The organism is Micromonospora sp. NPDC049374, assembly GCF_040677165.1.
Lineage (GTDB): Bacteria > Actinomycetota > Actinomycetes > Mycobacteriales > Micromonosporaceae > Micromonospora.
Genome location: NZ_JBFAQH010000013.1, coordinates 44,893 through 69,200 on the forward strand (window position 1 = coordinate 44,893; position 24,308 = coordinate 69,200).

Consider the following 24,308-nt stretch of genomic DNA (forward strand, 5'->3'; position numbering starts at 1 on the left):
CGCGACCCGCCGAGCCGACGTGGTTAACCGGGTAGGAAGGGCTGGGTCAACGACCGGACGAGACGCTGGCCGTCGGGCCACGCGCCGAACCCGGTTTTGGAGTCCAGGTGCCCGACCGTGCCTGCGTCGAACAGTTCCGAGCCCCAGTCTCGCGCGTACGCTTCGAATTGCTCGTACGTGGCATGTGGATCGTTGCGACTGGCGACCAGAATCGAGCGGAAGGGCAGTGGCTCGCGTGGCACGTGGTCGATGATGACATCGACGGTCTCCTGAGGGTCGGCAGTCCAGTCCGGATCCAGGTGCGGTGGCGTGACCAGCAGGGCGGCACGAACGGGGCCGACGTGTTGGCTGGCCCAGACGGCGACGGTCAGGCAACCTGCGCTGTGCGCCACGAGGATCGCCGGCTCATCCTCGCGGCCTGCAGAGGAGGCAACGGCACTCAAAGCCCAACCGGCCCCAACCGACAGGGCCAATCCCGGAGCGGCAGCGAACGTGAGGGCTACGGCGGTCAGTAGCGGATCAGCCGGTGCAGCCGGAGAAACGTCTCGGTGAAGCCCAGCTTCGGCCAGGTCCGCGAGGAGAGCAGATTGGTGACTCGCCAGTCGGTGACCACGCTGTCGAAACCGGCCGACGCCGCCCAGTCTATGACGGCGGATCCGAGGGCTCGTCCGGCGCCGGCGCCACGGGCGGGCGGGAGGACCGCCGCGAACCCGAGGAACCCGGCGTGCTCCGGGCGGGCCAGGCTCAGGTGCGCGCTCGACTTCTCCAGCGCGCAACCGACGGCGGAGCCGATGACCTGGCCGTCCGCTTCGGCCACGAAGGTGGCGTACGCGGGATTGTCGATGTCGGCCGTCCACTCGGCGACGGCTTCCTCAAGCGTGCCCGTCGGGCCGGCGGAGAACGTCGGGGACTGTCCCTGGTGCAGCGGCAACTCAAGATCGAGTTGGGCGAGTGCCGGGATGTCGGCTCGGGTCGCCCGACGCACCGACAGTCCGCCCGGTGTGACCGATGCCGGCCGTGCGGCGGGCCGGATGGCGTGCGCGTGCTGCTGGCCGAAGCCCAGCCGGAACCAGGCTCGTACCAGTTCCGCGTCGTGTGCCGGAACGACGACGTAGTGCGCCGTGCGGCCTTCGTCGACCCAGCGGCTGGCGGCGAGCGCGTACAGGTCGCGCATCACCTCGGGATCGGTGACCGCCAGCCCGGTGGCCTCGACCCAGATGTTCGGCCCCCACAGCGGTGACGGCTTCGGCGCACCGAGGACGAAACCCACCGCGACACCGGAGCGGTAGGCGACCGCCCCCGACGCGTCCGGCGTCTCGTACGCGCTGGTCAGCTCGGCCAGCGCCGCGGCGGCGTGCTCGAACCGGGCGGACAGCAGCGGCTGGGCGACGCGGTGCCGGCGGTGCCGGTCGGCCAGCAAGGTGGCGCAGGCAGCCAGATCCGCGGCCGTGAACGGCCGTAGCTCGGTGCGGGACATGGCCGGCACCCTACGCGCCGCCGGTGTCGCGGTCATCCTGGTTTCGACGGCGCGGATGCGGCCCCGGCGGTGACCGGCTGTCGCAGGATGGTGCGCTGTTTCTCCGGCGCGACTCTGCGGAAGTCACTGAGATAGATCTCGTGGTGTTTTCCGGCCATGCGCAACCTCTGGGCCGGGATGAACTCGTCATGCAGTTGGGCGAGCACCGCCGCTTCGTCGTCGAAGGAACCGACGTGCAGCGTCTGGACGCACCGTCCTTCGGACAGGGTCTCCAGGCGGATGTCGTCGAGGCGTACCGGCTGGTTCTTCGCCCCGGCCTGGGTGACGGCGGCGTCGAACATGGCCCGGTCGATCCAGTCCGGGACCATGAGCAGCAGGGTCCAGTTCCACCGTGACTTGTCCCGCGAGGTGGTGAAGGCGGCCATGTCCTCGGCCCACCACAGGCCCTCGAGCGGCGGGACGACGTAGTCGCGCCCGAGGTCGCGCTTGCTGGCGAACTTCAGCTTGTACGCCACCGGGTACAGCGCTTCGACGGCCGTGGTGAAGGCGGGTGAGGTGTTCGGGTCGCCGTGGCCGTCGATCATGAGGTAACACAGGTCGGGTACGTCGACGATCCGGAATCGTCCCCGTGGTGCCTGGTAGGCGTCGACGGTCTTCTTGAAGTCAATCTTGTCTGTCATCGGGTTCCTGGGCCGGGTCGAGCGGCGCACCGCCGAAGCCGATCTCGTTGCCGTCGGGGTCACGGTAGATCACCTTGCGCACACCGTTGTCGTACGTCTCTCGTGAGGCAGGTTGGATGCCTCGGGCGGCGATGCCGTCCACCCGCTGATCGAGGTCGTCGACGAACACGGTCTGGAGGGCGTGGCCGGCCCGCTCGGGCAGTTCCTCGATGTAGAGGTACCGGTGCTCGGCAAGCTCCCACACCGCCTCGGTGTCGTTCGGCACGAACGTGGGTGCGGAGCCCAGCAGCCGCTCGTACCAGGTGAGGGCACGCTGATAGTCGCTGACCGGAAGCCCGGCGAAGAGGTCGACTGTCATGCGCCCAGGCTAATAGCTCTGGACGCGGGCCGGCGAGCCGGACCGTAAAGCACAAAGGCAAGGAGAAGAACTCCTTGCCACTATCAACATATACCGCACCCCCGGCATTGCGGCAAGACCCCGGTCGTGGCGCACAATCGTCGGCCAGCGCCTGAATCGGAACACCTGGGGGAAATGCATGTTCGATGTGGTCGTCGTCGGCGGCGGGCCGACCGGCATGATGCTGGCGAGCGAATTGCGGCTGCGGGGCGTCAGCGTGCTCGTGCTGGAGAAGGAAGCCGAACCGCCGCCGTTCGTGCGGTCGCTCGGACTGCATGCGCGCAGTATCGAGGTAATGGATCAGCGGGGGCTGTTGGAGCGGTTCCTCGAAAATGGTAAACAGTTTCCGATCCGGGGATTCTTCGCGGGCATCGACAAGCCCGCCCCCACCGGACTGGACACCGCCCACGGATTCGTGCTGGGGATTCCGCAGACGCTCACCGACCGGCTGCTCGCCGAGCACGCGGCCGACGTCGGAGCTGAGATCCGCCGGGGCTGCGCGGTGGTCCGGCTGGAGCAGGACGACGTGGGGGTGACCGTCCATCTCGGAGGTAACAGCGGGTCGCCGGTGCGTGCGCGGTTCGTCGTCGGCTGTGACGGCGGGCGCAGCACGGTTCGGAAGCTGCTCGGCGTCGGGTTTCCCGGCGAGCCGTCGAGAGTCGACACGCTGCTGGGCGAGGTGGCGGTGACGGCGTCTCCGGAGGACATCGCCGAGGTGGTGACGGAGATCCGCAAGACCGAAAAGCGGTTCGGGGTCGGGCCGTCGGGTACGCCGGGGGTGTTCCGGGCGGTCGTGCCGGCGCAGGGCGTGGTCGAAGACCGGTCCACGCCGCCGACGCTTGCCGAGTTCAAGCAACAGCTGCGCGCGTACGCGGGCACCGACTTCGGCGTGCACTCGCCCCGCTGGCTGTCGCGCTTCGGTGACGCGACCCGCCAGGCCGAGCGCTACCGGGTCGGACGGGTGTTCCTGGCCGGGGACGCCGCGCACGTCCACCCGCCGATGGGTGGTCAGGGGCTCAACCTCGGGATCCAGGACGCGTTCAACCTGGGTTGGAAATTGGCGGCGGCGATCGACGACTGGGCGCCGGAGGACCTGCTGGACAGTTACGAGTCCGAGCGGCATCCGGTGGCAGCGGACGTGCTCGACAACACGCGCGCCCAGATGGAGTTGACCACCAACGAGCCCGGGCCGCAGGCCGTCCGACGGTTGTTGGGGCAGCTGATGGACTTCAACGACGTCAACCGGTTCCTGATCGAGAAGATCACGGCGATCAGCGTCCGGTACGACTTCGGGGAGGGCCATGCCCTGCTCGGGCGGCGACTGCGCGACGTCCAGCTCGAACATGGGCGGCTGTTCGAGCTGATGCGCACCGGCGACGGGTTGCTGCTCGACCAGACCGGACGGCTCTCGGTGGACGGCTGGCGTGACCGGGTAGATCATGTCGTCGACACCAGTGGGGAGCTGGACGTGCCGGCGATCCTGCTTCGGCCGGACGGGCACGTCGCGTGGGTCGGCGAGGACCAGCAGACCCTTGAGGTGGCGCTGGCCAAGTGGTTCGGTGGTGTTCGCTGACACGCACGAGAACGAGGAGGTCGGCATGCCGTTGCCGCGCTGGCTCGCCCGGCTCAACAAACGGGTCGTCAACCCCCGGGAAATCCGTCGGGGTGTCCGACCGGTCCTGACGCACGTCGGTAGATCGTCCGGCAGGACGTACCAGACTCCGCTCGACGCTCATCCGCTGCCCGACGGATACCTGTTCCTTCCGCTGTACGGGCCGCGTACCGACTGGGTGCGAAACGTCCTGGCGGCGGGAACCGCAGGTCTGTCCGTCGGCGGCGAGCAGGTGCAGCTGGATTCTCCTCGGTTGGTGCGGAAACAGGAGGTCTGGTCGTTGCTCCCGGCGGGCACCAAGGCGCCACCGGGCGTCTCCGACGACTCCGAACTGCTGCGGATGAGCATTCGTCGAGACTGACGAGCGGACCGAGCCCGGCCCCGGTCTGTCGCAGGGGCCGGGCAGAATCACGTTCGTGCTGGTGGCGGTGGCGTCTGACGAGCGGGGTGGGGGAGTGTTGCAACCCCTCGACCCGACCGGTGCGCCGCTGGGCGTGCCCGAGTCGGTCGTCGACCTGCCCGCCGCGGTGGCTGCCCGGGAGCGCACCGACCAGCCACGCTGGGTGTGGGCGTCCGGGGCCGGGCTCTACCCGACGCTGCTACGCGCCGGGGTCACGGTGCAGCGGTGTCACGACGTGGAGCTGACCGAGGCGCTGCTGCTCGGGTACGCCGGTCGGTGGGGTGAGCCCCGCGGCCTGGCGGCGGCCTGGGCGCGGCTGACCGGTGCGTCGGTGCCGGCCGACCCGCCGCCGCGCGCCGCCACCCCGCCCGGTGCCGGTCAGGCCGCGCTCTTCGACGCCGTGCCGGGGCCGCCGGGCCCCGGCATCACCGCGCTGACCCGGGTGTACGCCGACCAACTCGGCCGGGTCGTCGCGACCGGCGACCCGGGGCGGTTCCGGCTGCTGGTGGCGGCCGAGTCGGCCGGTGCGTTGATCGCGGCCGAGATGGGGGCGGCCGGGCTGCCCTGGCGGGCCGATGTGCACGACGCGGTCCTCGCCGAGTTGCTGGGTGAGCCCTCTCCGGTGGGCGGGCCGCCGCGCCGGCTGGCGGAGCTGGCCGCGCGGATCGCCGACGCGTTCGGGGTCCGGCAGGTCCATGCGGACAGCCCGGCCGAGCTGCTGAAGGCGTTCGCGCGGGTGGGAGTGGAGCTGCCGAACACCCGGGCCTGGGTGCTGCGCGGGGTCGATCACCCTGCGGTGCCGCTGGTCCTGGAGTACAAGGAGCTGTACCGGATCTGGACGGCGCACGGCCGGACGTGGCGGGATGCCTGGGTGCGCGACGGTCGGTTCCGGCCGGAGTACGTTCCCGGCGGGGTGGTGTCGGGGCGGTGGGCCACCCGGGGTGGCGGTGCGTTGCAGATCCCGAAGGTGATCCGCCGGGCGGTGGTGGCCGACCCGGGCTGGCGGTTCGTGGTGGCCGACGCCGGGCAGTTGGAGCCACGGGTGCTGGCGGCCGTCTCCGGGGACGTTCGGCTCGCCGCCGCCGGGGCGACCGGTGACCTTTACGCCGCGCTGGCCCGGGACGCGTTCGACGGTGACCGGGGCCGGGCCAAGCTGGCGCTGCTCGGCGCCATGTACGGGCAGACCGGCGGGTCGGCGGTGCCGGCTTTGGCGGTGCTGCGGCGCAGCTACCCGACCGCGTTCGGCTACGTCGAGGCGGCGGCGCGGACCGGTGAGGTGGGCGGGTTGGTGCGATCCTGGTTGGGGCGGACCTGCCCGCCCGGTACAGCGGGATTCGGTGCCGACGAGGATGGTCCGGTGGACCCGGACGGGGCCGGTGACGTCCAGTCGCCGCGTGCCCGGGCGGCCCGGTCCCGGGGCCGGTTCACCCGCAACTTCGTCATCCAGGCCACCGCGGCCGAGTGGGCGTCCACCCTGCTCGCGGTGCTCCGCGGCGAGTTGGCCGGCACCCGGGCCGAGCTGGTCTTCTTCCAGCACGACGAGGTGATCGTGCACTGCCCGGCGGCGCAGGCCGAGCAGGTCGCCGAGGCGGTCGACCGGGCCGGTCGACGGGCCACCGCGCTGCTGTTCGGGGACACTCCGGTCCGCTTTCCGTTGGACCTGTCCATCGTGGAGTGCTACGCCGACGCGGCGTGATCACCGTCGACGAACTGTTGACCACGTGAGCCGGCAGGAACTGTTCACCTGGATTTCGCGGCCTATACATCTCTGCACAACAGGGAATTGGTCTGCCAGAAAAGGCGTCGCCCGCTGTTTTGGCGGACCCCCGCCGTATGTCACCCTGGCTCCGCAAACGTGACCACTTCGATTCGACTTGGTGTCGGTGCCAGGGAGGCGGCATGGCCAGACGCGTCTATCTGCATATCGGTGCGCCGAAAACGGGAAGCACCTACGTGCAGAACGTGCTCTGGAACAATTGTGCGGCGCTGCGGGACGCTGGCATTCTGCTGCCGGGTAGTGCCGTGGCGCACGACCACGCGATGGCCGATCTGCGCGAGGCGCCCTGGCGGGACAGCGACGTCTACTGGACCTGGGACCGGCTGGCCGAGAAGGCGCGCAGCTGGCCCGGTGATGTGATCATCAGCAACGAGGGGCTGGGCGCGGCGACCAGCGCGCAGGCCGCCCGGGCGGTGCAGAGCCTGGAGGCCGCCGAGGTGCACGTCATCGCGGCCGGTCGTGACCTGTGGCGGACCTTCCCGTCCTTCTGGCAGCAGAGCATCCGGGCCCGCAGCGGCTGGCGGTTCGGCGCCTTCATGCGCGCCGTCGAGGAGGGCAGGGCCGAGGCCTTCTGGAACAACCACACCGCACCGCGCATGCTGCGCCGTTGGGGCGACCTGGTCCCCGCACAGCACCGGTACCTGGTGACGGTTCCGCCGCCCGGCGCACCGAGGGATTTGCTGTGGCACCGGTTCGCCGGGATCCTCGGGATCCCGGACGGGCTTTGCGAACTGGCGGAACCCACCTCGAACCCGTCGCTCGGCGCGGCCGAGATCGAACTGCTCCGCCGGGTCAACCTGGCGTTGGGCGACAGGTATCCGCTGCGGACGCCGTACCAGAAGGTGGTCCACCGGCACCTGGTCGACGCCGTGCTCAAGCGGCGCGACGGGGTGCCCTTCGGCGTCGGCCTGGACCGGGCCGACTGGGTGCGGGAGCTGGCGGAGCAGCAGATCAAGGAGCTTCAGGACTACCCGTGCCAGATCGTCGGTGACCTCGACGACCTGCGGCCGAGCGTGATGCGGCAGAGCATCAGCCCCGACGAACTGGACGAGCAGCAACTGCTCCAGGTCGCTGTCGAGACGATCGTCGGCATGCTGGGCCACGCCGACACCCTCAGCCAGCGGCCGGACGGCCAACCCGACAACGTCAACGTTCTCTCCCGGCTCAGGACCCGCGCGGCAGGTGGCGTCAAACGTCGGCTGCGCCTGGCCACCCGCCGCGAGCCGTAGCCCCGCGCGGGCACGATCCCGGGATCTCCCAGCCTGCGCCACCCGGTTCGGGTGGTCGGCCCGGTGCCACCCACCGTGCGTCCCGGCCAGGTCCAGTTGAGCGGACACCCGAGGGTCTCCTGTTGACCGACCGGTGGCCGTCTCGCGGTCAGCTCGCGCTGCCACCATGCCCCGGTGCTGACACCGACGAGCGTCTCCGCGTACCGACTCATGGGCGGGGTGGGCACCGCCCTGCTGGCGGTCGCCGGTTGCGGTGCCGGTGCCCTGCCGGTGCGGGACGCCCTTTGGTGGACGGCCCTTCGTCACGCCGACCGGCCCGCGTTGGTGGTCGGCTACGCCGGGCTGACCCTGCTCACGCTCGCCTGGTGGTGGGCCGGCCGCGACCTGCGCCGGCCCGGTCGCACGCCGGACAACCCCGCCCGCGCCCGAGGCGCCGCCGTCACGTTGGCCTGTTGGGTCGGACCGTTGCTGCTGGCACCGCCCATGTTCTCCCGCGACGTCTACAGCTACCTGGCCCAGGGCGCGATGGTCCTGGCCGACCTGGATGTCTACCGGGTGGGGGTGGCGCACCTCGGTGGACACCTCGCCGCCGAGGTACCGCAGATGTGGCAACAGACGCCCGCGCCGTACGGGCCGGTCTTCCTGTCCCTCGCCGCCGGAGTGTCCTGGTTCACCGGTGGGCACCTGGCGCTCGGCGTGCTGACGCTGCGGCTCGTCGCGCTGGCCGGGGTGACACTTCTCGTGATCAATCTGCCGCGTCTGGCGCAGCACTGTGGGGTCGACCCGGCGGCCGCGCTGTGGCTGGGGGTGCTCAACCCACTCGTTCCGCTGCACCTGGTCGCGGGTGCCCACAACGAGGCGGTGATGCTGGGACTGCTCGTGCTCGGCCTTCGGCTGGCACTTGCCGACCGGTTCGGTGCGGCGACCGTGCTGGTCACGTTCGCCGCCCTGGTCAAGGTGCCGGCGCTGCTGGGGCTGCTGGTGGTGGGTGCGCTCGCTGCCCGGCGCCTCGGCGTCGGCCGTGCGGTGGTGCGGGTCGTCGGTCTCACGGTGGTCAGCGGCGTGACGGTGACCTGGGCGAGCGGAATCGGATACGGCTGGATGGACGCCCTCGCCACGCCCGTGTACCGGCACAGTTGGTCGGTCTCGACCGCCCTCGGTCGGGGCGCGCAGCGGCTCGCGGAGACGTTGGACCTGGATCTGGGCGCCGCGCCGATGCGCGCCGGGGTGCTGCTGGGCCTGCTCGGTCTGCTCGCCGTCGCGGTGGTCGCCTGGCATCAGCGGCGTCGGCTGGGTCCGCCGTACGCCGTCGGCCTGGTCCTGTTGGCCGTGGCGCTGCTCGGCCCGGCGACGCGGCCCTGGTACGCGCTGTGGGGGTTGGTGCTGCTCGCCGCAGCGGCGCCGCACGGGTGGCCGCGGCAGGCGGCGGCGCTCGCCGCGATGGTGCTGGCGTTCGCGGTCCTGCCCAGCGGTTTCGGCCCGGATCTCGGCCAGGCGGTGCTCGCGGCGGCGGGGGTGCTCGTCGGCCTGGCCGCCGTCGGTGTGCTGTGGCTGCTCACCCGGTCCGCCCCGCTCGCCCTGGCGGGTCGCCGATGACCACCACCACCGGACGGCCCCGGGTCGGTACCACCGCCGTCAGCGGGACCGGCACGGCCGCCGGACCCGCCACGCCGAGCTGGCGGCCGACGCTGCTGATCATCGGCCTGGCCACCGTGATCGGCGTGGCGATCGCCGTGCTGCCCGGGCACCGTGGCTGGTTCGACATCGGTGTCTACCACGGCGCGGTGCGTCACTGGGCGGGCGGCGGCCAACTCTACGAGTGGGTGACCTGGAACCAGTACGGCTTCACCTATCCACCTTTCGCCGCGTTGGTCATGCTGCCGGTGGCGGCCCTGCCCTGGCATCCGGCGATCGCGGTGAACCTGGCGCTCACCGTCGTGGCGGCCGGCTTCCTGCTGCACCTGCTGGTGGACCCCGTCGCACGGCGCGCCGGCTGGCCGAGGTGGCGCACCTTCGCGTTGGCTGCCTGCCTGTTCGCCGTGCTCAACCCGGTCCGCGACACGGTCAGTTTCGGGCAGGTGAATCTGCTGCTGATGGCCCTGGTCTACGTCGACCTGTGGCTGTTGGAGCGTCGGCATCGGCTGGCCGGCGTCGGCATCGGCCTGGCCGCCGCGATCAAGCTGACTCCGGCGGTCTTCGTCGCGTACCTGCTGGTGACCCGACGGTGGCGGGCTGCCGCGACGGCCACGGCGACCGCAGCGATGGCGACCCTGGTGGCGGCGGCGGTGGCACCGAACGCCACCCGCACATTCTTCACCGAGGCGCTGTGGGACACCGGGCGGGTCGGGAAGCTGGAGTACGTGTCGAACCAGTCGCTGCTGGGCCTGGTCGCCCGGCTCGACCCGGCGCACCCCGACCGGTTGCTGTGGCTGTGCCTGGTGGCCGCAGCGCTCGCGGTGTGGTGGTGCCGGGTCCGACGGGCCGCGGGCGACGAGCGGGTCGGGTTCGCCCTCACCGGGGTCCTCGGGGTGCTGGTCAGTCCGGTCAGCTGGGTGCACCATCTCGTGTGGTTGGTGCCCGGGTTGATCGTCCTCGTCGGTGTGACGCTGCCGTGGCCGCCGGCCCGACCCGTCGCGCGGCGGCGGCTGCGGGCCGGCGTCGTCGGGTACGCGGTGCTGTGCAGCGGAGTTGTGTGGATCTTCGCCAACGGGTCCGGTGGGCCGCACGGCTTCTTCGGCGGCAACGCCTATCTGCTGGTCGCGGCGGGGATGCTGGTGCTGCTGCCGGTTTCGGGCGGTGCGGACCATCGCGCGCCGGAGGGGATGTCCGTGCAGTCCGGATAGATACCCAATTTACACCAAATGCCCCGCCACTCTCGTCCGACCGCCGTCGTTGCAAACGGTGTGCGTAGGACGGGAGGGTCGGGGTCACGTGGCCCCGACCGCTCCCACGCTGGAGGGAGCGCAGCTCTGAACCGGATCGCAGGAATGATCATCGCCGCGGGGGGTGGCCGCCGGATCGGCGGACCGGAGGCCCTGCTGCACCAGGGCGGCAAGCCGCTGGTCGACCAGATGATCGACACGCTGACGGAGGCGGGCTGCGGGCAGATCGTGGTCGTCCTGGGCGCCGCGGCCGACCAGGTCCGCGAGACCGCCGACCTGAGTCGCGCCACGGTGGTGGTCAACCGCGCCTGGGGTACCGGCGTGGGCTCGTCCATCCGGGCCGGTCTCGCCGGAATCGACGACGACCGGGTCGAGGCGGCGGTGGTGGTGCCGGTGGACATGCCCGGGCTCACCGCCGCGGCGGTGAGCCGGGTGGCCGCGCTGCCCTTCCCCGACGTGCTGGTCTGTGCCACCTACAACGGGCTGCGCGGTTACCCGATGCTGTTCGGTCGTCGGCACTGGCCGGGCATCGCCACTTTGGCTAGTGCCGACGTCGGGGCCCGCCCGTACCTGCTGGCGCACAAGGACCAGATCGTCGACATCGCCTGCGACACGGTGGCCGACGGCAGCCGGGTCGACACCCCCGAGCTGATGGCCCTCTACGGCCTGACCGTCCCCGAACAACGCGTCGGCGTCTGACCTGCGCCGCCCCTGCCCCCGTTGATCATGAGGTTGGCGGCACTGGATGATCTTCAAACTGCCGCCAACCTCATGATCAACGAGTAAGGCCGGGGGTGAGAGCGGGGTCGGGGAGGCGGTTGGTGGTGGTGAGGCGGTGGTACCAGTGGGCGGAGTCTTTCCAGGTGCGCTGTTGGGTGTCGTAGTCGACGTGGATGATGCCGAAGCGGCGGTCGTAGCCGTAGGCCCACTCGAAGTTGTCCAGCAGGGACCAGACGAAGTAGCCGCGTACGTCGGCGCCGGCGACCATCGCCTGGTGCGTGGCGGCGATGTGCCGGTGGAGGTAGTCGACGCGGCGGTCGTCGTGGATCGCACCGTCGGGGGAGACCACGTCGTCGAAGGCGGCGCCGTTCTCGGTGATCATCAGCGGCTGGTCGGGATACTCGCGGTGCAGGCGCAGCAGCAAGTCGGTCAGGCCGGCCGGCTCGATGTTCCAGCCCATCGCCGTGTACGGACCCGGTTGCGGCAGGAACTCGACCTGCTCGGAGCCGACCCACGCCGAGTGCGCCGAGCGGCCGTGTCCGTCGGAGTCCGACTTGGGCGACACGCCGTCCCAGGCACGGACCAGCGTGGTCGAGTAGTAGTTGACCCCGAGCACGTCCAGCGGGACGGCTGCCGTGGCCTCGTCGCCGTCCCGGACGAACGACCAATCGGTGACGGCGGCGGTGTCGGTGAGCAGGTCCGCCGGGTACGCCCCGTCGAGCATCGGGCCGAGGAACGCCCGGTTGGCGAGGGCGTCGATCCGGCGCGCCGCGTCGACGTCGGCGGCCGAGTCCGAGGCCGGTCGGATGACGTGCAGGTTCAGGGTGGCCGACAGCTGCGCCGCCGGTGCCAGGTCGCGGATCACCCGGCCGGCCAGGCCGTGCGCCAGGTTCAGATGGTGTACGGCGGCCAGTGCGGCGGCCGGCTCGGTCCGCCCCGGCGCGTGCACCCCGGAGGCGTACCCGAGGTAGGCCGAGCACCACGGCTCGTTGAACGTGGTCCAGGTGTGCACCCGGTCACCGAGCGCCCCGACGATCTTCTCGGCATAGTCGGCGAAGCGCGCGGCGGTGTCCCGGACCGGCCAGCCGCCCGCGTCCTCCAACTCCTGCGGCAGGTCCCAGTGGTACAGCGTGGCCACCGGCCGGATGCCGAGTTCGAGCAGCCGGTCCACCAGCCGGGAGTAGAAGTCCACCCCGGCCTGGTTCACCGGCCCCGAACCGCCGGGCTGCACCCGGGGCCAGGCGATGGAGAACCGGTACGCGCCCAGCCCGAGCGCGGCCACCTGGTCGAGGTCGTCGGCCCACCGGTGGTAGTGGTCGGCCGCGACGTCGCCGGTGTCCCCGTTCAGGGTGCGGCCCGGGGTGTGGCTGTAGGTGTCCCAGATCGACGGGCCCCGACCGTCCTCGCGCGCCGCGCCCTCGATCTGGTACGCCGCCGTGGCCGAGCCCCAGACGAAACCCTGGGGAAATTCCACATCGCTCACTTCGCCACCTCCGTGACCTCGCAGCTGTATCCCGACGAGACACCGGCCACCAGTTCGACGGTGGCCTTCCCGTTCCGGTGGTGGATCTCGAACTCGGTGCCCGCACCACCGTCCGGCGACGGTATCCGAACCCGGGTCCGCTGCCCGGGGGTCGGAGCGAACATCCGCAGCCGCACACCGTCGGCCCACCTGTAGTCCGGGCGGTCGGTGACCGAGCCGAACGCGATGACCGACCCGGGCCGGGCCAGTACGGGAACGCTGTCGAAGTCGTGCTTCTCGGTGACCCAGCCCGGCCCGGTGACCTGGGCACCGGTGGTCACGTGGGTCCAGGTGCCGGCGGGCACGTAGTAGGTCACCTGGCCGTCGGCGCTCATTACCGGTGCGACCAGCAGGTCCGGGCCGAGCATGTACTGCCGGTCGAGGTACGCGGCGGTCGGATCGTCCGGGAACTCCAGGATCATCGGCCGCATCACAGGTACGCCCTCGCGGTGGGCCTCCTCGGCCGCTGCCGCGAGGTACGGCATCAGGCTCAGCTTGAGCCGGGTGAAGTGGCGCAGCACGTCGACCGCCTCGTCGTCGTACGCCCACGGCACCCGGTACGAGCCGGAGCCGTGCAGCCGCGAGTGCGACGACAGCAGGCCGAAGGCGATCCAGCGTTTGAACACCGCCGGGTCGGGGGTGCCCTCGAAGCCGCCGATGTCGTGGCTCCAGTAGCCGAACCCGGAGGCGGCCAGCGACAGTCCGCCGCGCAGCGACTCGGCCATCGCCACGAATGTCGACTCGCAGTCGCCGCCCCAGTGCACCGGGAACTGCTGACCGCCGGCGGTCGCCGACCGGGCGAAGACGACCGCCTCGCCCTCCCCGCGTTCGGCCGCCAGCAGCTCGAAAACGGTCTTGTTGTACAGGTACGCGTAGTAGTTGTGCATCCGCTGCGGGTCCGAGCCGTCGTGCCACACCACGTCGGTGGGGATGCGTTCGCCGAAGTCGGTCTTGAAACAGTCGACGCCCATGTCCAGCAGCACCTTGAGCTTGCCGGCGAACCAGTCGACCGCGTCCGGGTTGGTGAAGTCGACGAGCGCCATGCCGGCCTGCCACTTGTCCCACTGCCAGACCGAACCGTCCGGGTTGCGGACCAGGTAGCCGGCCTGCCGGCCCTCCTCGAACAGGTACGACCGCTGGGCGATGTACGGGTTGATCCAGACGCACACCTTCAGGCCACGCTCGTGCAGCCGGCGCAGCATCCCCTCCGGGTCCGGGAAGGTCGCCGGGTCCCAGATGAAGTCGACCCAGTGGAACTGCCGCATCCAGAAGCAGTCGAAGTGGAACACCGACAGCGGTAGGTCCCGCTCGGCCATGCCGTCGATGAACTCGGTGACCGTCTTCTCGTCGTACGAGGTGGTGAAAGACGTGGACAGCCACAGCCCGTACGACCAGGCCGGCACCCGCGCCGGCCGGCCGGTCAGCGCGGTGTAGCGGCGCAGCACGTCCTTCGGGGTGGGTCCGTCGATCAGGTGGTACGTAAGCGACTGACCCGGCACGCTGAACTGGGTCTGCGACACCACCTCCGAGCCCACCTCGAAGGAGACGTGCTCCGGATGGTCCACGAAGACCCCGTAGCCGGCGCTGCTGAGATAGAACGGCACGTTCTTGTACGCCTGCTCGCTGGCGGTGCCGCCGTCGGCGTTCCAGATGTCGACGGTCTGGCCGTTCTTGACGTACGCGCCGAAGCGTTCGCCCAACCCGTAGATGGTCTCGCCGACGCCCACTGCGAGCCGCTCGTGCACGTACTTGTGGCCCTCGCCGTCGGTGACCGCCCCGATGCTGCGCTCGGTGGACGAGGTGACCAACCGGTCGCCGCGCAGGAAGTCCACCCGCCACGGCCCGGTCAGCGCGACCCGGACGGTCAGCTCGCCGGTGGTCAACCGCGCGCTGAGCCCGGTGACCTCCACCTGGACGGGATGCTCGGTGCTCTCGGCGAGCGTGAACCGCGGCTGCTTGGGCAGTCCACCGGTGTGGTGGCCGATGGTCACCCCGACCACGCCGGGTGCGGGGGAGAAGAACCGTACGGTGATCACCGGCCGGTTGAGGGTGTCGCCGCGTCCGGTGATCCGTCCGATGGGTGCGAAGACGGTGAAGGAGCGCTCGTCCGGCTCCACCGACTCCACGGTGCCGGGGCGCAGCACGCTGACCCCGGGACGCAGTTGCCAGTACCCGTCGGTGAACTTCACTTGTCGGCTCCTGCCGTGATGCCGCGCGAGAGGGTGCGCTGAAAGATGAGGAAGAACAGGATCGCCGGAAGGAGGCTGATCAGTGCCCCGGCGTTTGTGGTGGGGGCGTCCATCAGCCGGTCGCCCTGCAACGAGGCCAGCGCGACCGGGACGGTCTGGGTCTGGTTGTCGATGAGCATGACCAGCGGGATGAGGAACTCGTTCCAGGTCCAGATGAAGAAGAAGACCAGCAGCACCGAGATGGTGGGCCGGATGTTGGGCAGCACCACCCGCCACAGGGTCCGCCACCGGCCGGCCCCGTCGAGCGCGGCGGCCTCCAGCAGGGTGCGCGGGAAGGTGCCGAGCACCGAGGCGAGCAGGTAGGTGCCGAAGGCCGCCTGGATGACGGTGAAGATGATGATGACCGCCAGGCGGGTGTTGTAGAGCCCCGCCTCCTTGGCGAAGTGGTACAGCGGGTAGATCAGCGCCTCCTGCGGCAGCATGTTGGCCAGCAGGAACAGCCCGATGATCCAGAGTCGGCCGCGGACCCGGCCGATGCCCAGGGCGTACGCGCTCAGTAGTGACACGACGACCGCGAGGACCGCCACCGAGCCGGAGATGAGCACCGAGTTCCACAGCTTCACCGGGAAGTCGACCTGCTCCCAGTAGGTTCGCAGGCCGGTCGTGTAGAACTCGCCGGGCCAGCTCAACGGGCCGTTTGTCGAGTAGTCGCCGGGCGACTTGAAGGCGTTGAGCAGCATGAACGCGAACGGCACAAGCATGGCCAGTGCCGCGGCGCCGACCAGCGCGAGCACGATCCACCGGGCGGCGCCCCGGCGCCGCCGGTCGGCGGGGCGCCGTACCCGTCGGGGCGGGGTGAGGGTGATCGCCATCAGAGCACTCCGTCCCGGCGTTCGGCACGGTTCTGCGCCCGGATGAACAGCACCGCGACCACGACGATGATCAGGGTCAGCACCATCGAGATCGCCGAGCCGTAGCCGACCTGCAACCGCTTGAAGAAGGTGAAGTACGCGAAGTAGGAGGGCACGTTCGTGGCGTTCTCCGGCCCGCCCCGGGTCAGCGCGAAGATCGGGCCGAAGACCTTCATCGCCGCGATGGTGCAGGTGAGCCCGACCACGAACGTCTCCGGCCGGATCTGCGGCAGGGTGATCGCCCGGAACCGCCGGAACCAGCCGGCTCCGTCGATCTCCGCCGCCTCGTACAGCTCCGGGTTCACCCGTTCCAGGGCCGCCATGAAGACCACCACCGGGTAGCCGAGCTGCACCCAGATCATCACGGCCATCACGGCGGGCAGCGCGGTGTTCGGATCGCCCAGCCAGTCGTGGGCCAGCGAGCCGAGCCCGACCGCGTCGAGCAGCCCGTTGAGCGCGCCGTCGGGCCGCAGGATCCAACCCCAGACGATGCCGGCCACCACGACCGGGAGCACCTGCGGCAGGTAGAAGGCGGCCCGTAGCGCGGCGGCGGTGCGGGGCCGGAACCGGCGTCCGATGGTGTCGAAGAGCACCGCGGCGAGCACCAGCCCGATCAGGGTGGGCAGCACCACCATCGCAATGATCATCGCGATGGTGTTCTTGAACGAGGTCCAGAAGACGTCGTCGGTCAGCAGATCGCGGTAGTTGTCCAGCCCGATGAAGGTGGGGTCGCCGACACCGGACCACTTGGTAAGTGAGAGGTAGCCGGTGTAGACCAGCGGACCGCCGATGACCAGCAGGAAGAGCACCGCGCCGGGGAGCAGGTAGAGCCAGTACCCGGCGTCGGAGCGCGACCGCCGTCGCCGGCTCCCGGAGGTCCGTGCCGAGGGGGGTGTCGAGGTCGCCGGTGCGACGACGACCGTGTCAGGGGATGCCATGGGAGTCCTTCCAGGGTGGGGCAGGCGCGCCGGACGTCGCGCCTGCCCCGGCCGCCGTCAGTCGCGCTTGATCTCCGCGACGCCGTCCTGGTACGGCTCGGCGATCGCGTCGAGGACCTGCGCGGGCGACCTGGACTGGTTGATCAGGCCCTGGAAGCCGGAGACCAGCACGTCGTAGTAGCCCGGGACCGGCCAGTCCGGGTAGAAGGCCAGGCCGTCCTGGGAGCTGACCGTGTTGAAGTCCTCGATCAGCTTGCGGTCCTTCGGGTCGTTGATCGTGGCCGGGTCGCTGGCCACCGGCACGCCGCCGTTGTTGCCGATCAACGCCTGGATCTCCGGTCGCATGGTGATGTCGATGAAGTCGTACGCCAGGCTCTTGGCCTTGCTCGTCTCCGGGACCACCCACAGGTTGCCCGACGAGCCGGCGTGCAGGGTGTTGCCAGGGAAGAGGAAGGTGTCCCAGTCGAAGGAGATCTCGCTCTTGAAGCGGCCGAACCACCAGCTGCCGGAGACGATCATCGGTGTCTTGCCGGAGATGAAACCGGTACCCATGTCCTCGGCCTTGAGGCTGGCGGAGTCCTTGGCGATGTAGCCCTTGTCGACCCACTCGGCGAAGGTCTCGGCGCCGTACTTGAGCGGGTCGGCGGTGAAGTCCACCGGGTTGGCGTAGAGCTGGTAGTTGTCGACGAAGGCCCGGTCGGCCCGGGAGAGGGCGAGCTGGTAGAAGAGCTGCCCGGCCGGGTACTCGGCGCCGGACATGCCCAGCGGCGTGACGCCCTTGGCGACGAAGGTGTCCATCGCCACGGTCATCTCGGCCAGCGTCGTCGGCACCGTGACCCCGTGCTCGGCGAAGAGGTCCCTGTTGTAGTAGACCATCACGTACTCGCCGTAGTTGGGCACGCCGTACCAGTTGCCGGAGCCCATGACGCCGTTGTCGTACCTGGCCGTGGTCTGGAGGCTGGGACTGAGCGCGGTGTCCCAGCCGCGCTCGGTCGCCTCCTCGGTGAGGTCGGTGAGCAGGCCCTGCGAGGAGAGCAGCCCGGCGGTCGCGTTGCCCTTGTTGTACTCCATCACGTCCGGCCCCTCGGACGAGTTGATGATCATGCCGGCGTTCTGCTGGATCTGCTCGAACGCCTTACGTTCGAAGCGCACCTCGACGCCCTCGTGCTCTTCCTTGAAGATCTCGATCGCCCGGTCCCAGGCGATGCCCATGGCGCTGTTGGCGCTCTCGTAGTGCCAGAGCTTGAGGACGTTTGCCTCGCTGTCGCCACCGTCGTCGCCGCAGGCCGCCAGGCTGGTCGCCGCGAGCGCCGCGACCGTGGCGGCCACGGCTACGCTACGGAATCGTCGCATTGCTAGTCTCCCTGGTGAGTATCGAGCCGGTACTCCTTCAAGCCCGTCGTCGCGTGGCAGCGCGGCGGCGGGCTGTTTCGGTACTCGGGGACGACCGGTCGTCGGCCGGCCCCGGGTCGGTGGTGCTGGCCGCCGGCGTACGTGGCGGGCCGCTGGAACCGCGGACCTCCAGCACACACGGCAGCAGTTCCTGGTGGATCTCCCCGTCGCCGCCCTCGACGTGCCGCAGCAGCGTCTGCACCGCGATGCGCCCCAGCGCCGAGCCGGGCGACGTCATCGCGGTCAACGCGGGCGTGGCCAGCTCGGCGACCTGCGGAGAGGTGACCATCGAGACGACGGACACGTCGTCGGGCACCCCCAGCCCCCGGGTGGACAACTCGCCGAGCAGCCCGAAGACGGCACTTTCGTTCATCGCCAGCACGGCGGTGAGGTCGGGCGCCTTTCGCAGCGCGGTGGCCAGCGCCGCTCGACCACTGGCGGCGCTGTCCTCGGCGGGGATCATCAGCGGTGCCAGGCCGTGCTCGGTCATCGCGGCGGTGAACGAGTCACGGGTGCGCAGGGCCGGGCCGTAACCCTCGGCGATGGTGTCGGCCGAGTGGTTGACGTAGACGATGCGGCGGTGGCCCAGGCCGACCAGGTGGTCGACCGCCGCGCGGACGGTGCGGTCGAAGTCGATGTCGACGTACGACAGGCCGGTCGGGTCCTCCGTGCGCCCGATAAGTACCGTCGGCACGCCCGCCTCGCGCAGCACGTCCACCCGGGGGTCGTGCAGTTGGACCTCCATCAGCAGCGCGCCGTCGAGGATCCGCTGGCTGGCCAGTCGGCGCAGCTCGTCGAGGTCGCCGACGCCGATCGGGGAGAGCACCAGGTGGTAGCCGGCGGCCACGGCGGCGGCGGTCGCGCCGGTGACGAAGGCGGTCTCGGTGGCGCCGATGCCGCGCTCGTCCATCGGCAGCAGCAGCCCGAGGATCCGGCTGCGCCGGCTGGCCAGCCCGCGGGCCAGGGCGTTGGGCTGGTAGTCCAGCTCGGCCATGGCGGCGAGGACCTTGTCCCGGGTGGCCTGGGAGATCGGTCGGGTGCCGGTGAGCACGTACGACACGGTGCTGACCGAGACCTGGGCGCGACGCGCGACGTCCTGCATGGTGGCCATCCGGCACCTCCTCGCGGTACGCCCGGGGCGTTGTCGAAGCGCTTCGACTAGGCGGTTCGACAGAAGGTAGGTCAGGTGTTACGACCACGTCAATAGGCGGTGACGAACTGAGGTCGGATCCCGCTCGATCAGTGCGCGGGCAGGTCGAACAGGTCCGCGGCGGCCTGCCAGCAGACCGTCCGCAGCCAGTCGTCGCCCAGGTCGAGCCGGGCCAGACCGGTCAACTGGTCGGCGTACGGGTAGGGGATGTTGGGGAAGTCGCTGCCCAGCAGCACCTTCCCGGCCAGCCCCAGCTCCCGCAGTCGCGGCAGCTCCTCGGTCGGGAAGGGCACGAACTGGTCGAGGAACGGGGTGAACGCCATGGTGGTGTCCAGCCGCACCCGCTCGTGGCGCTCCGCGAGATCCAGGAAGGCGGAATAGTCCGGGGCGCCCAGGTGGGCGACGATCGCGGGCAGCCGTGGGTGCCGGGCGAGCAGCGCGGCGAACGGGTCCGGCCCGGTGTGTGCGGTGCCCACCGGCGCGTGCCCGGCATGCACGACCACCGGCACACCGGCCTCGGTGAGCAGGCCCCACGCCTGCTCCAACGCAGGATCGGTGGGCGCGAAACCACCCACCTGGAGGTGCACCTTGAACACCCGGGCGCCGGCGTCGATCGCCTCGGCGACGTAGCGTGCCGCTGTCGGCTCGGGGAAGAAGGTGGCCGACGGCAGGCATCCGGGGGTGTCGCGCGCGAAGTCCAGCGTCCACCGGTTCAACTGCTCGGCCATGCCGGGGCGGTGGGCGTACGCGAGCGCGCTGAACGCCCGTACCCCCAGCCGACGGAGGTGGTCGACGCGTTCGGCGTCGCTCCACCGGTACCGGATCGGCCACTCCAGCCCCACCAGCGGGCCCGCCGATTCGAAGTACTCCCACACCCGGCGGCGCAGCCTCGGCGGCAGGAAGTGCACGTGCACGTCGGCCAGGCCGGGCAGGCCGAGCCCCTGCCAGAATCGTGGCACCGCCTCGTCGGCGGCCACGATCGCCGGGTCGACGGCCTCGACACTCACAGGTCGAGGTTGAACTTCTGTAGTACCGAGGGAGCGACCAGCCCGACCGCTGCCAGCACGGACACGATTGTCAGTGCGGTGCGGACCACGACGATCTCGGTCTTGCCGCCGGCCCGCAGCGCGATCTTGTCGGGCAGGCTGATCGGTGTCCACATCCGGCGCTTGATCGGAATCGGCCAGAGAATCGGTACGCCGGCCCGGGTGATCATGTCACCGATGATATGCACGAAACAGCCCACGCCGACGGCCAGTCCGATCATCGGGTAGCCCCGGTCACCGGGCAGGTTCGCGGCGGTGAACATGGCCGCACCGGCCGAGACCAGGGTGACGATGACCCAGCCCGCGCGCTCGGCCCACTCGTCGAACAGGCCGCGCAGGGCGAGGCCGATCATGAAGAACAGGATGCCGATGACCGCCCACTTGCCGTACCGCGCGCACAGCGTGGTCGTGCCCCAACCCACCAGCACCGTGAACGGGATGGTGTGGGTGAGGGTGCGGTGGCCGTTGCTGCGCTTGGGATCGCGGCTGAGCTTGGTGGCGTAGTAGACGCCCAGCGAGACCTTCTCCACCACCTCGGCGATGAACAGCGAGAAGACGCCGAACGTGCGGGCCACGGTCGCGCCACCCTGGTTGCGGGTGACCTTGCCGGACAGATCGAGATCGGGCAGCAGCGCTCCACCGGCGCAGACGGCGGTGCCGACGGCCAACGCCAACGGCGACTGCTCGTAGTCGTAGAAGTGCTGTAGCGCCCAGGACCCGCTCAGCCATACCGCCGCGCCAGACAGCGCGTGCGACGGTCCCATCATCTCGGCTCGCCCTCCCCAGGGATCTTGAGCGCCAAAACTACGCCACTGTAGTTCGCGGCGACGCCGCAGGGGGACCACCCGCCACGTCTACTTCGGACAGTTATCGGAGTCGGTCGGTGGACCACGCCGACCACCAGGGAGTATGGCAGCGCGTGATGGTCGACCGGCCCGATCTGTCGGCGATGGGACGGCGGTGCCGCCCGAGCCGCGCGTGGCTGTCGGTGGGCTGGGTTACCGTCCTGACGGGTGAGCCTTGGACGGGGAGGACCGGATGGCCGAGAAGATCAGGTTCGACCGGGTCGCCCCGGTCGTGCCGGTACGTGACCTGGATGCCGCGCTCGGCCGCTACCGGAGGCTGGGTTTCACCACGCGTGCCTACGCCGGGGGCGAGCGGTACGGCTTCGTCGAACGCGGCGCTGTGTCGGTGCACCTCACCGAGTGGGCCGAGCACGATCCTGCCCACACCGCCTCGACCCTCTACCTCTACGTCTCCGACGCCGACACATTGCACGCCGAGTGGGCTGCGTCAGGTGTCGAGGGTCGGCTGACCGATCCCCGGGACACCCCGTACGGCCTGCGGGAGTTCGCCTTCGTCGACCCCGACGGCACACTGCACCGGGTGGGCTCGCCAATCCCCGGGACGCGGTCCGACAGCTGACGGATGCGGCTCCCCACTGCCCTGCTATGCCGAGTCGGCGGGTGTCACCGGGGTCACCACAAGCGTTTGCGGGGCGCGCGGACGGTCACGTCCCCGAAGATCGCCCGGCAGTGCACCTCGATCACCGGTGCGCCCGCCGCGACGGGGCCACTGAGCTTGGACTGCTTGTTACCGAAGATCGCGCTGCCGGTGAGCCGGACATCGGTGCCCTCCGCCACGACGATCGTGACGTTGCCGAAGATCGCCTCGGCGTCGATCCGGGTCACCCGCCCGGGCAGCCGGGCCTCGTGCAGCTCGATCCGGCAGTCACCGAAGACCGCTCGGGCCTCGATGCGCTCCGGTACCGGCCACGCGCCCTTGCGTACCTCGTTGCCGAAGACGGCCAGCAGCTTCTCCGGGGCGGGGGCGAGCGCGCCGGCCGCAGGGCGGGTCGCCGCGTCGGGCAGATCCCTGGTCACCCGGGCCAGTTCGCCGCGGGTCTGTGCGGCGTGGGCGACGCCGGCCCGCTCGGAGTACTCGTCGAGGGTCAGCCGGCCCTCGGCCGTCGCCTTGCCGAGCAACTCCACGACCTCCTCCCGTTCCCGGTCGGAGACTCGCAGCTGGTCGGTGTCGTCGTGTCGGTCCGGTTCCACGGTCCGAGACTAACGGCGTCCCGCGAGGCCGTCTGCCAGGGCATGTCTCAACGCGGCCTACGGTCGGAAGCTGAGCCGGACGGTCGCCAGCTCGCTCGCCGCGGCCGCCCAGTCGTGTTCGCGTGTGATCCAACCCAACGTCCAGGAACGGCCCCGCGTCGGATCCGGCACGATCTGCGTGGCGCGGAGCCGGTCACCGTGCGGCGTCAACCACCCGAACTCCCACTCGATGGCGTCGCCGACCCGGCCGAGGCGGAACTCCTGGTAGCCGGGCAGGGTGCCGTCGGCCAGTTCCCGGTCCCGCACCGCCCGGAGCCGGGCGGCCGGTTCGGTGGTGACGTCGGCGCTGTCCGCGACGGTGAACGCGCGACCGGTGGCCGGATCCTGGAAGCAGGCCACGTCGTCGTCGCGGGAGTGCCGCCAGTCGGCCGGCAACGCCACCCGGAATCCGCCGGCATCGGCATGCCACACCCACCCGGCGGGCGGCCGGAAACCGTCGCCGGGCCGGGGCGCTGCGGTGCGCAGCGAGACACCGTCGACCCACGGCCGTACGCAGGGCAGCGGCGGGGGAATGACGCCGCCCGGCGGCGGGCCGGGCGGGCGTCGCCCGTCGCGCGGGAACGAGCCGCCGGGCCCCGGCGCGCCCACGTCGTACGACTGTGGGCTCTGCGTCCCCGGGTCGGGTTGGTCCGCGCCGGTGCCGACCACCGTGAGTGCGGTGCCGATCCCGGCCGCCATGGCGACCAGCACGGCGACCCCCGCCAGTGCCCAGGACCGGGCCACCGGCTCCCGGCGCTGCCCGGTTTCCGGCGTCGCCGCCGGGGTGCCGGCGGGCGCGGTCGGTGGAGGTGACCCGCCGGTCCGGTCCGGGCCGTCCCCGCCGGTCTGATCCGGGTCGTGCCCGCCTGACCGCCGGGTCGCCTCGTCGGCGCTCGGGTGCCGGGTCGGCTCCCTGCGGGGCGAGCCGGCGGTCATCGCCGGAGCGTCAGCAGCCTCGATGGACGCGGCGGTGCCGGCGGGAGACGATCCGGTCGTGGGCAGGGGAGCAGTGTCCTCACCGGACCGGTCGGGTTCGTCGGCCGGGTCGGGACCGGCCGCGGCCAGCAGTCGGCGGCGCGTCTCGGCGTGGTCGGTGCGGTGCGCGGGGTCGCGGCGCAGCAGCCCGGCCAGCACCGCCGACAGCGGGCCGGCGTGCGGTGCCGGGTCCGGTGGTGCGGAGGCCAGCGCGCTCAGCGTCGCCATGGCGGTGCTGCGGGCGTACGGGGCGCGTCCCTCGACGGCGGCGTGCAGCGTGGCGCCGAGCGACCAGAGGTCGGCGCGTTCACTGGACACCCCCTCGGCGGCCCGCTCCGGGGCGACGTACTGCGGTGAGCCCAGGATGGTGCCGGGCCTGGTCATCGTCTGATCGCCACCGTCGAACACGGCCAACCCGAAGTCGGTCAGCAGCACCCGCCCGTCGTCGGCGACGAGCACGTTCGCCGGCTTGACGTCGCGGTGCAGCACCCCGGCGTGGTGCGCCGCCCGCAGCGCGTCCAGCAGCGCCAGACCGATCCGAGCGGCCCGCTGCGGCGACAGCGGCCCGTCGGCGTCGAGGAGGTCCTGGAGGGTGCGCGACGGCACGTACTCCATCACGATCCACGGCTCGTCGGCCTCGGAGACCACGTCGTAGACGCGGACCACGTTGGGGTGGTTGAGCCGCGCCGCGGTACGCGCCTCACGCAGCGTGCGGGCCCGCGACTGGTCCAACTCGTCGCCGCCGAGCCAGGCCGGCAGCACCACCTGCTTGATCGCCACCTGGCGGTGCAGCAGCTCGTCCTCGGCCCGCCAGACCGTCCCCATCCCGCCGCGCCCGACCAGATCGAGCAGCCGGTACCGGCCGGCGATCACCGCTCGCACATCTCTCCCATCCGCCGCGGTCCGGCGTACACC

The 24,308-nt window shown here is 70.9% G+C and carries 22 protein-coding genes; 8 read left to right on the forward strand and 14 right to left on the reverse strand.

The window, feature by feature from the left end:
• Positions 1-23: 23 nt before the first annotated feature.
• The 4 genes from AB0J93_RS21240 to AB0J93_RS21255 are packed head-to-tail and all read right to left on the reverse strand — an operon-like array spanning position 24 to position 2,515.
• Entirely contained in the window at positions 24-473 is a 450-nt protein-coding gene (locus AB0J93_RS21240; RefSeq protein WP_363924041.1) for an alpha/beta hydrolase, read from the reverse strand.
• Between the two features lie 35 nt (positions 474-508).
• On the reverse strand, positions 509-1,477 hold the full coding sequence (locus AB0J93_RS21245; RefSeq protein WP_363924042.1) for a GNAT family N-acetyltransferase: 969 nt from the start codon (positions 1,475-1,477) through the stop codon (positions 509-511).
• Between the two features lie 32 nt (positions 1,478-1,509).
• Complete coding sequence (locus AB0J93_RS21250) at positions 1,510-2,157, reverse strand: GyrI-like domain-containing protein (RefSeq protein WP_363924043.1); 648 nt, start codon at positions 2,155-2,157, stop codon at positions 1,510-1,512.
• Entirely contained in the window at positions 2,141-2,515 is a 375-nt protein-coding gene (locus AB0J93_RS21255) for a VOC family protein (protein ID WP_282237594.1), read from the reverse strand. Before AB0J93_RS21255 ends, AB0J93_RS21250 begins: the two co-directional genes overlap by 17 nt.
• A 178-nt stretch (positions 2,516-2,693) precedes the next feature.
• Between AB0J93_RS21255 and rox the strand changes: the two genes are divergently transcribed.
• From rox to AB0J93_RS21290, 7 genes are all read left to right on the forward strand, one after another.
• On the forward strand, positions 2,694-4,127 hold the full coding sequence (gene rox, locus AB0J93_RS21260) for a rifampin monooxygenase (protein ID WP_363924044.1): 1,434 nt from the start codon (positions 2,694-2,696) through the stop codon (positions 4,125-4,127).
• Entirely contained in the window at positions 4,117-4,527 is a 411-nt protein-coding gene (locus AB0J93_RS21265) for a nitroreductase family deazaflavin-dependent oxidoreductase (RefSeq protein WP_363924045.1), read from the forward strand. Before rox ends, AB0J93_RS21265 begins: the two co-directional genes overlap by 11 nt.
• Positions 4,528-4,552: 25 nt before the next feature.
• On the forward strand, positions 4,553-6,262 hold the full coding sequence (locus AB0J93_RS21270; RefSeq protein WP_363924181.1) for a bifunctional 3'-5' exonuclease/DNA polymerase: 1,710 nt from the start codon (positions 4,553-4,555) through the stop codon (positions 6,260-6,262).
• Positions 6,263-6,465: 203 nt separating this feature from the next.
• Complete coding sequence (locus AB0J93_RS21275) at positions 6,466-7,572, forward strand: hypothetical protein (RefSeq protein ID WP_363924046.1); 1,107 nt, start codon at positions 6,466-6,468, stop codon at positions 7,570-7,572.
• 174 nt (positions 7,573-7,746) lie between these two features.
• Positions 7,747-9,168 carry a polyprenol phosphomannose-dependent alpha 1,6 mannosyltransferase MptB gene (gene mptB / locus AB0J93_RS21280; RefSeq protein WP_363924047.1) on the forward strand — a complete coding sequence of 474 codons (1,422 nt, stop codon included), beginning with the start codon at positions 7,747-7,749 and terminating at the stop codon, positions 9,166-9,168.
• Complete coding sequence (locus AB0J93_RS21285) at positions 9,165-10,415, forward strand: glycosyltransferase 87 family protein (protein WP_363924048.1); 1,251 nt, start codon at positions 9,165-9,167, stop codon at positions 10,413-10,415. The genes mptB and AB0J93_RS21285 overlap by 4 nt, the downstream gene beginning before the upstream one ends.
• Positions 10,416-10,559: 144 nt before the next feature.
• Complete coding sequence (locus tag AB0J93_RS21290; protein ID WP_363924049.1) at positions 10,560-11,153, forward strand: NTP transferase domain-containing protein; 594 nt, start codon at positions 10,560-10,562, stop codon at positions 11,151-11,153.
• A gap of 76 nt (positions 11,154-11,229) precedes the next feature.
• Here the strand turns inward: AB0J93_RS21290 and AB0J93_RS21295 are convergent, their stop codons facing one another.
• The 8 genes from AB0J93_RS21295 to AB0J93_RS21330 form a co-directional block, all read right to left on the reverse strand.
• Positions 11,230-12,657, reverse strand: a complete 1,428-nt coding sequence (locus AB0J93_RS21295) for a GH1 family beta-glucosidase (protein WP_363924050.1) — start codon at positions 12,655-12,657, stop codon at positions 11,230-11,232.
• Entirely contained in the window at positions 12,654-14,885 is a 2,232-nt protein-coding gene (yicI, locus tag AB0J93_RS21300; RefSeq protein ID WP_363924051.1) for an alpha-xylosidase, read from the reverse strand. Before yicI ends, AB0J93_RS21295 begins: the two co-directional genes overlap by 4 nt.
• Entirely contained in the window at positions 14,882-15,757 is an 876-nt protein-coding gene (locus tag AB0J93_RS21305; protein ID WP_363924052.1) for a carbohydrate ABC transporter permease, read from the reverse strand. The genes yicI and AB0J93_RS21305 overlap by 4 nt, the downstream gene beginning before the upstream one ends.
• Positions 15,757-16,734 (reverse strand): sugar ABC transporter permease, encoded by a 978-nt coding sequence (locus tag AB0J93_RS21310; protein WP_363924053.1) that lies wholly within the window; start codon positions 16,732-16,734, stop codon positions 15,757-15,759. The genes AB0J93_RS21305 and AB0J93_RS21310 overlap by 1 nt, the downstream gene beginning before the upstream one ends.
• A gap of 57 nt (positions 16,735-16,791) precedes the next feature.
• The gene (locus AB0J93_RS21315; protein WP_363924054.1) at positions 16,792-18,087 is read right to left on the reverse strand and encodes an extracellular solute-binding protein; all 1,296 of its coding nucleotides are present in this window, start codon (positions 18,085-18,087) and stop codon (positions 16,792-16,794) included.
• A gap of 37 nt (positions 18,088-18,124) precedes the next feature.
• Complete coding sequence (locus tag AB0J93_RS21320) at positions 18,125-19,237, reverse strand: LacI family DNA-binding transcriptional regulator (protein ID WP_363924055.1); 1,113 nt, start codon at positions 19,235-19,237, stop codon at positions 18,125-18,127.
• Positions 19,238-19,365: 128 nt separating this feature from the next.
• Entirely contained in the window at positions 19,366-20,256 is an 891-nt protein-coding gene (locus AB0J93_RS21325) for an amidohydrolase family protein (protein ID WP_363924182.1), read from the reverse strand.
• Between the two features lie 23 nt (positions 20,257-20,279).
• Positions 20,280-21,089 carry a metal-dependent hydrolase gene (locus AB0J93_RS21330; RefSeq protein ID WP_363924056.1) on the reverse strand — a complete coding sequence of 270 codons (810 nt, stop codon included), beginning with the start codon at positions 21,087-21,089 and terminating at the stop codon, positions 20,280-20,282.
• Positions 21,090-21,360: 271 nt separating this feature from the next.
• Between AB0J93_RS21330 and AB0J93_RS21335 the strand changes: the two genes are divergently transcribed.
• On the forward strand, positions 21,361-21,747 hold the full coding sequence (locus tag AB0J93_RS21335) for a VOC family protein (protein ID WP_363924057.1): 387 nt from the start codon (positions 21,361-21,363) through the stop codon (positions 21,745-21,747).
• A 53-nt stretch (positions 21,748-21,800) separates the two neighbouring features.
• On the opposite strand, the gene AB0J93_RS21340 is transcribed toward AB0J93_RS21335, so the two are convergent.
• Together AB0J93_RS21340 and AB0J93_RS21345 are read right to left on the reverse strand one after the other, a co-directional pair.
• Positions 21,801-22,379, reverse strand: a complete 579-nt coding sequence (locus AB0J93_RS21340) for a DUF1707 domain-containing protein (protein ID WP_363924058.1) — start codon at positions 22,377-22,379, stop codon at positions 21,801-21,803.
• 57 nt (positions 22,380-22,436) lie between these two features.
• Entirely contained in the window at positions 22,437-24,266 is a 1,830-nt protein-coding gene (locus AB0J93_RS21345; RefSeq protein WP_363924059.1) for a protein kinase, read from the reverse strand.
• Between the last annotated feature and the right edge of the window lie 42 nt (positions 24,267-24,308).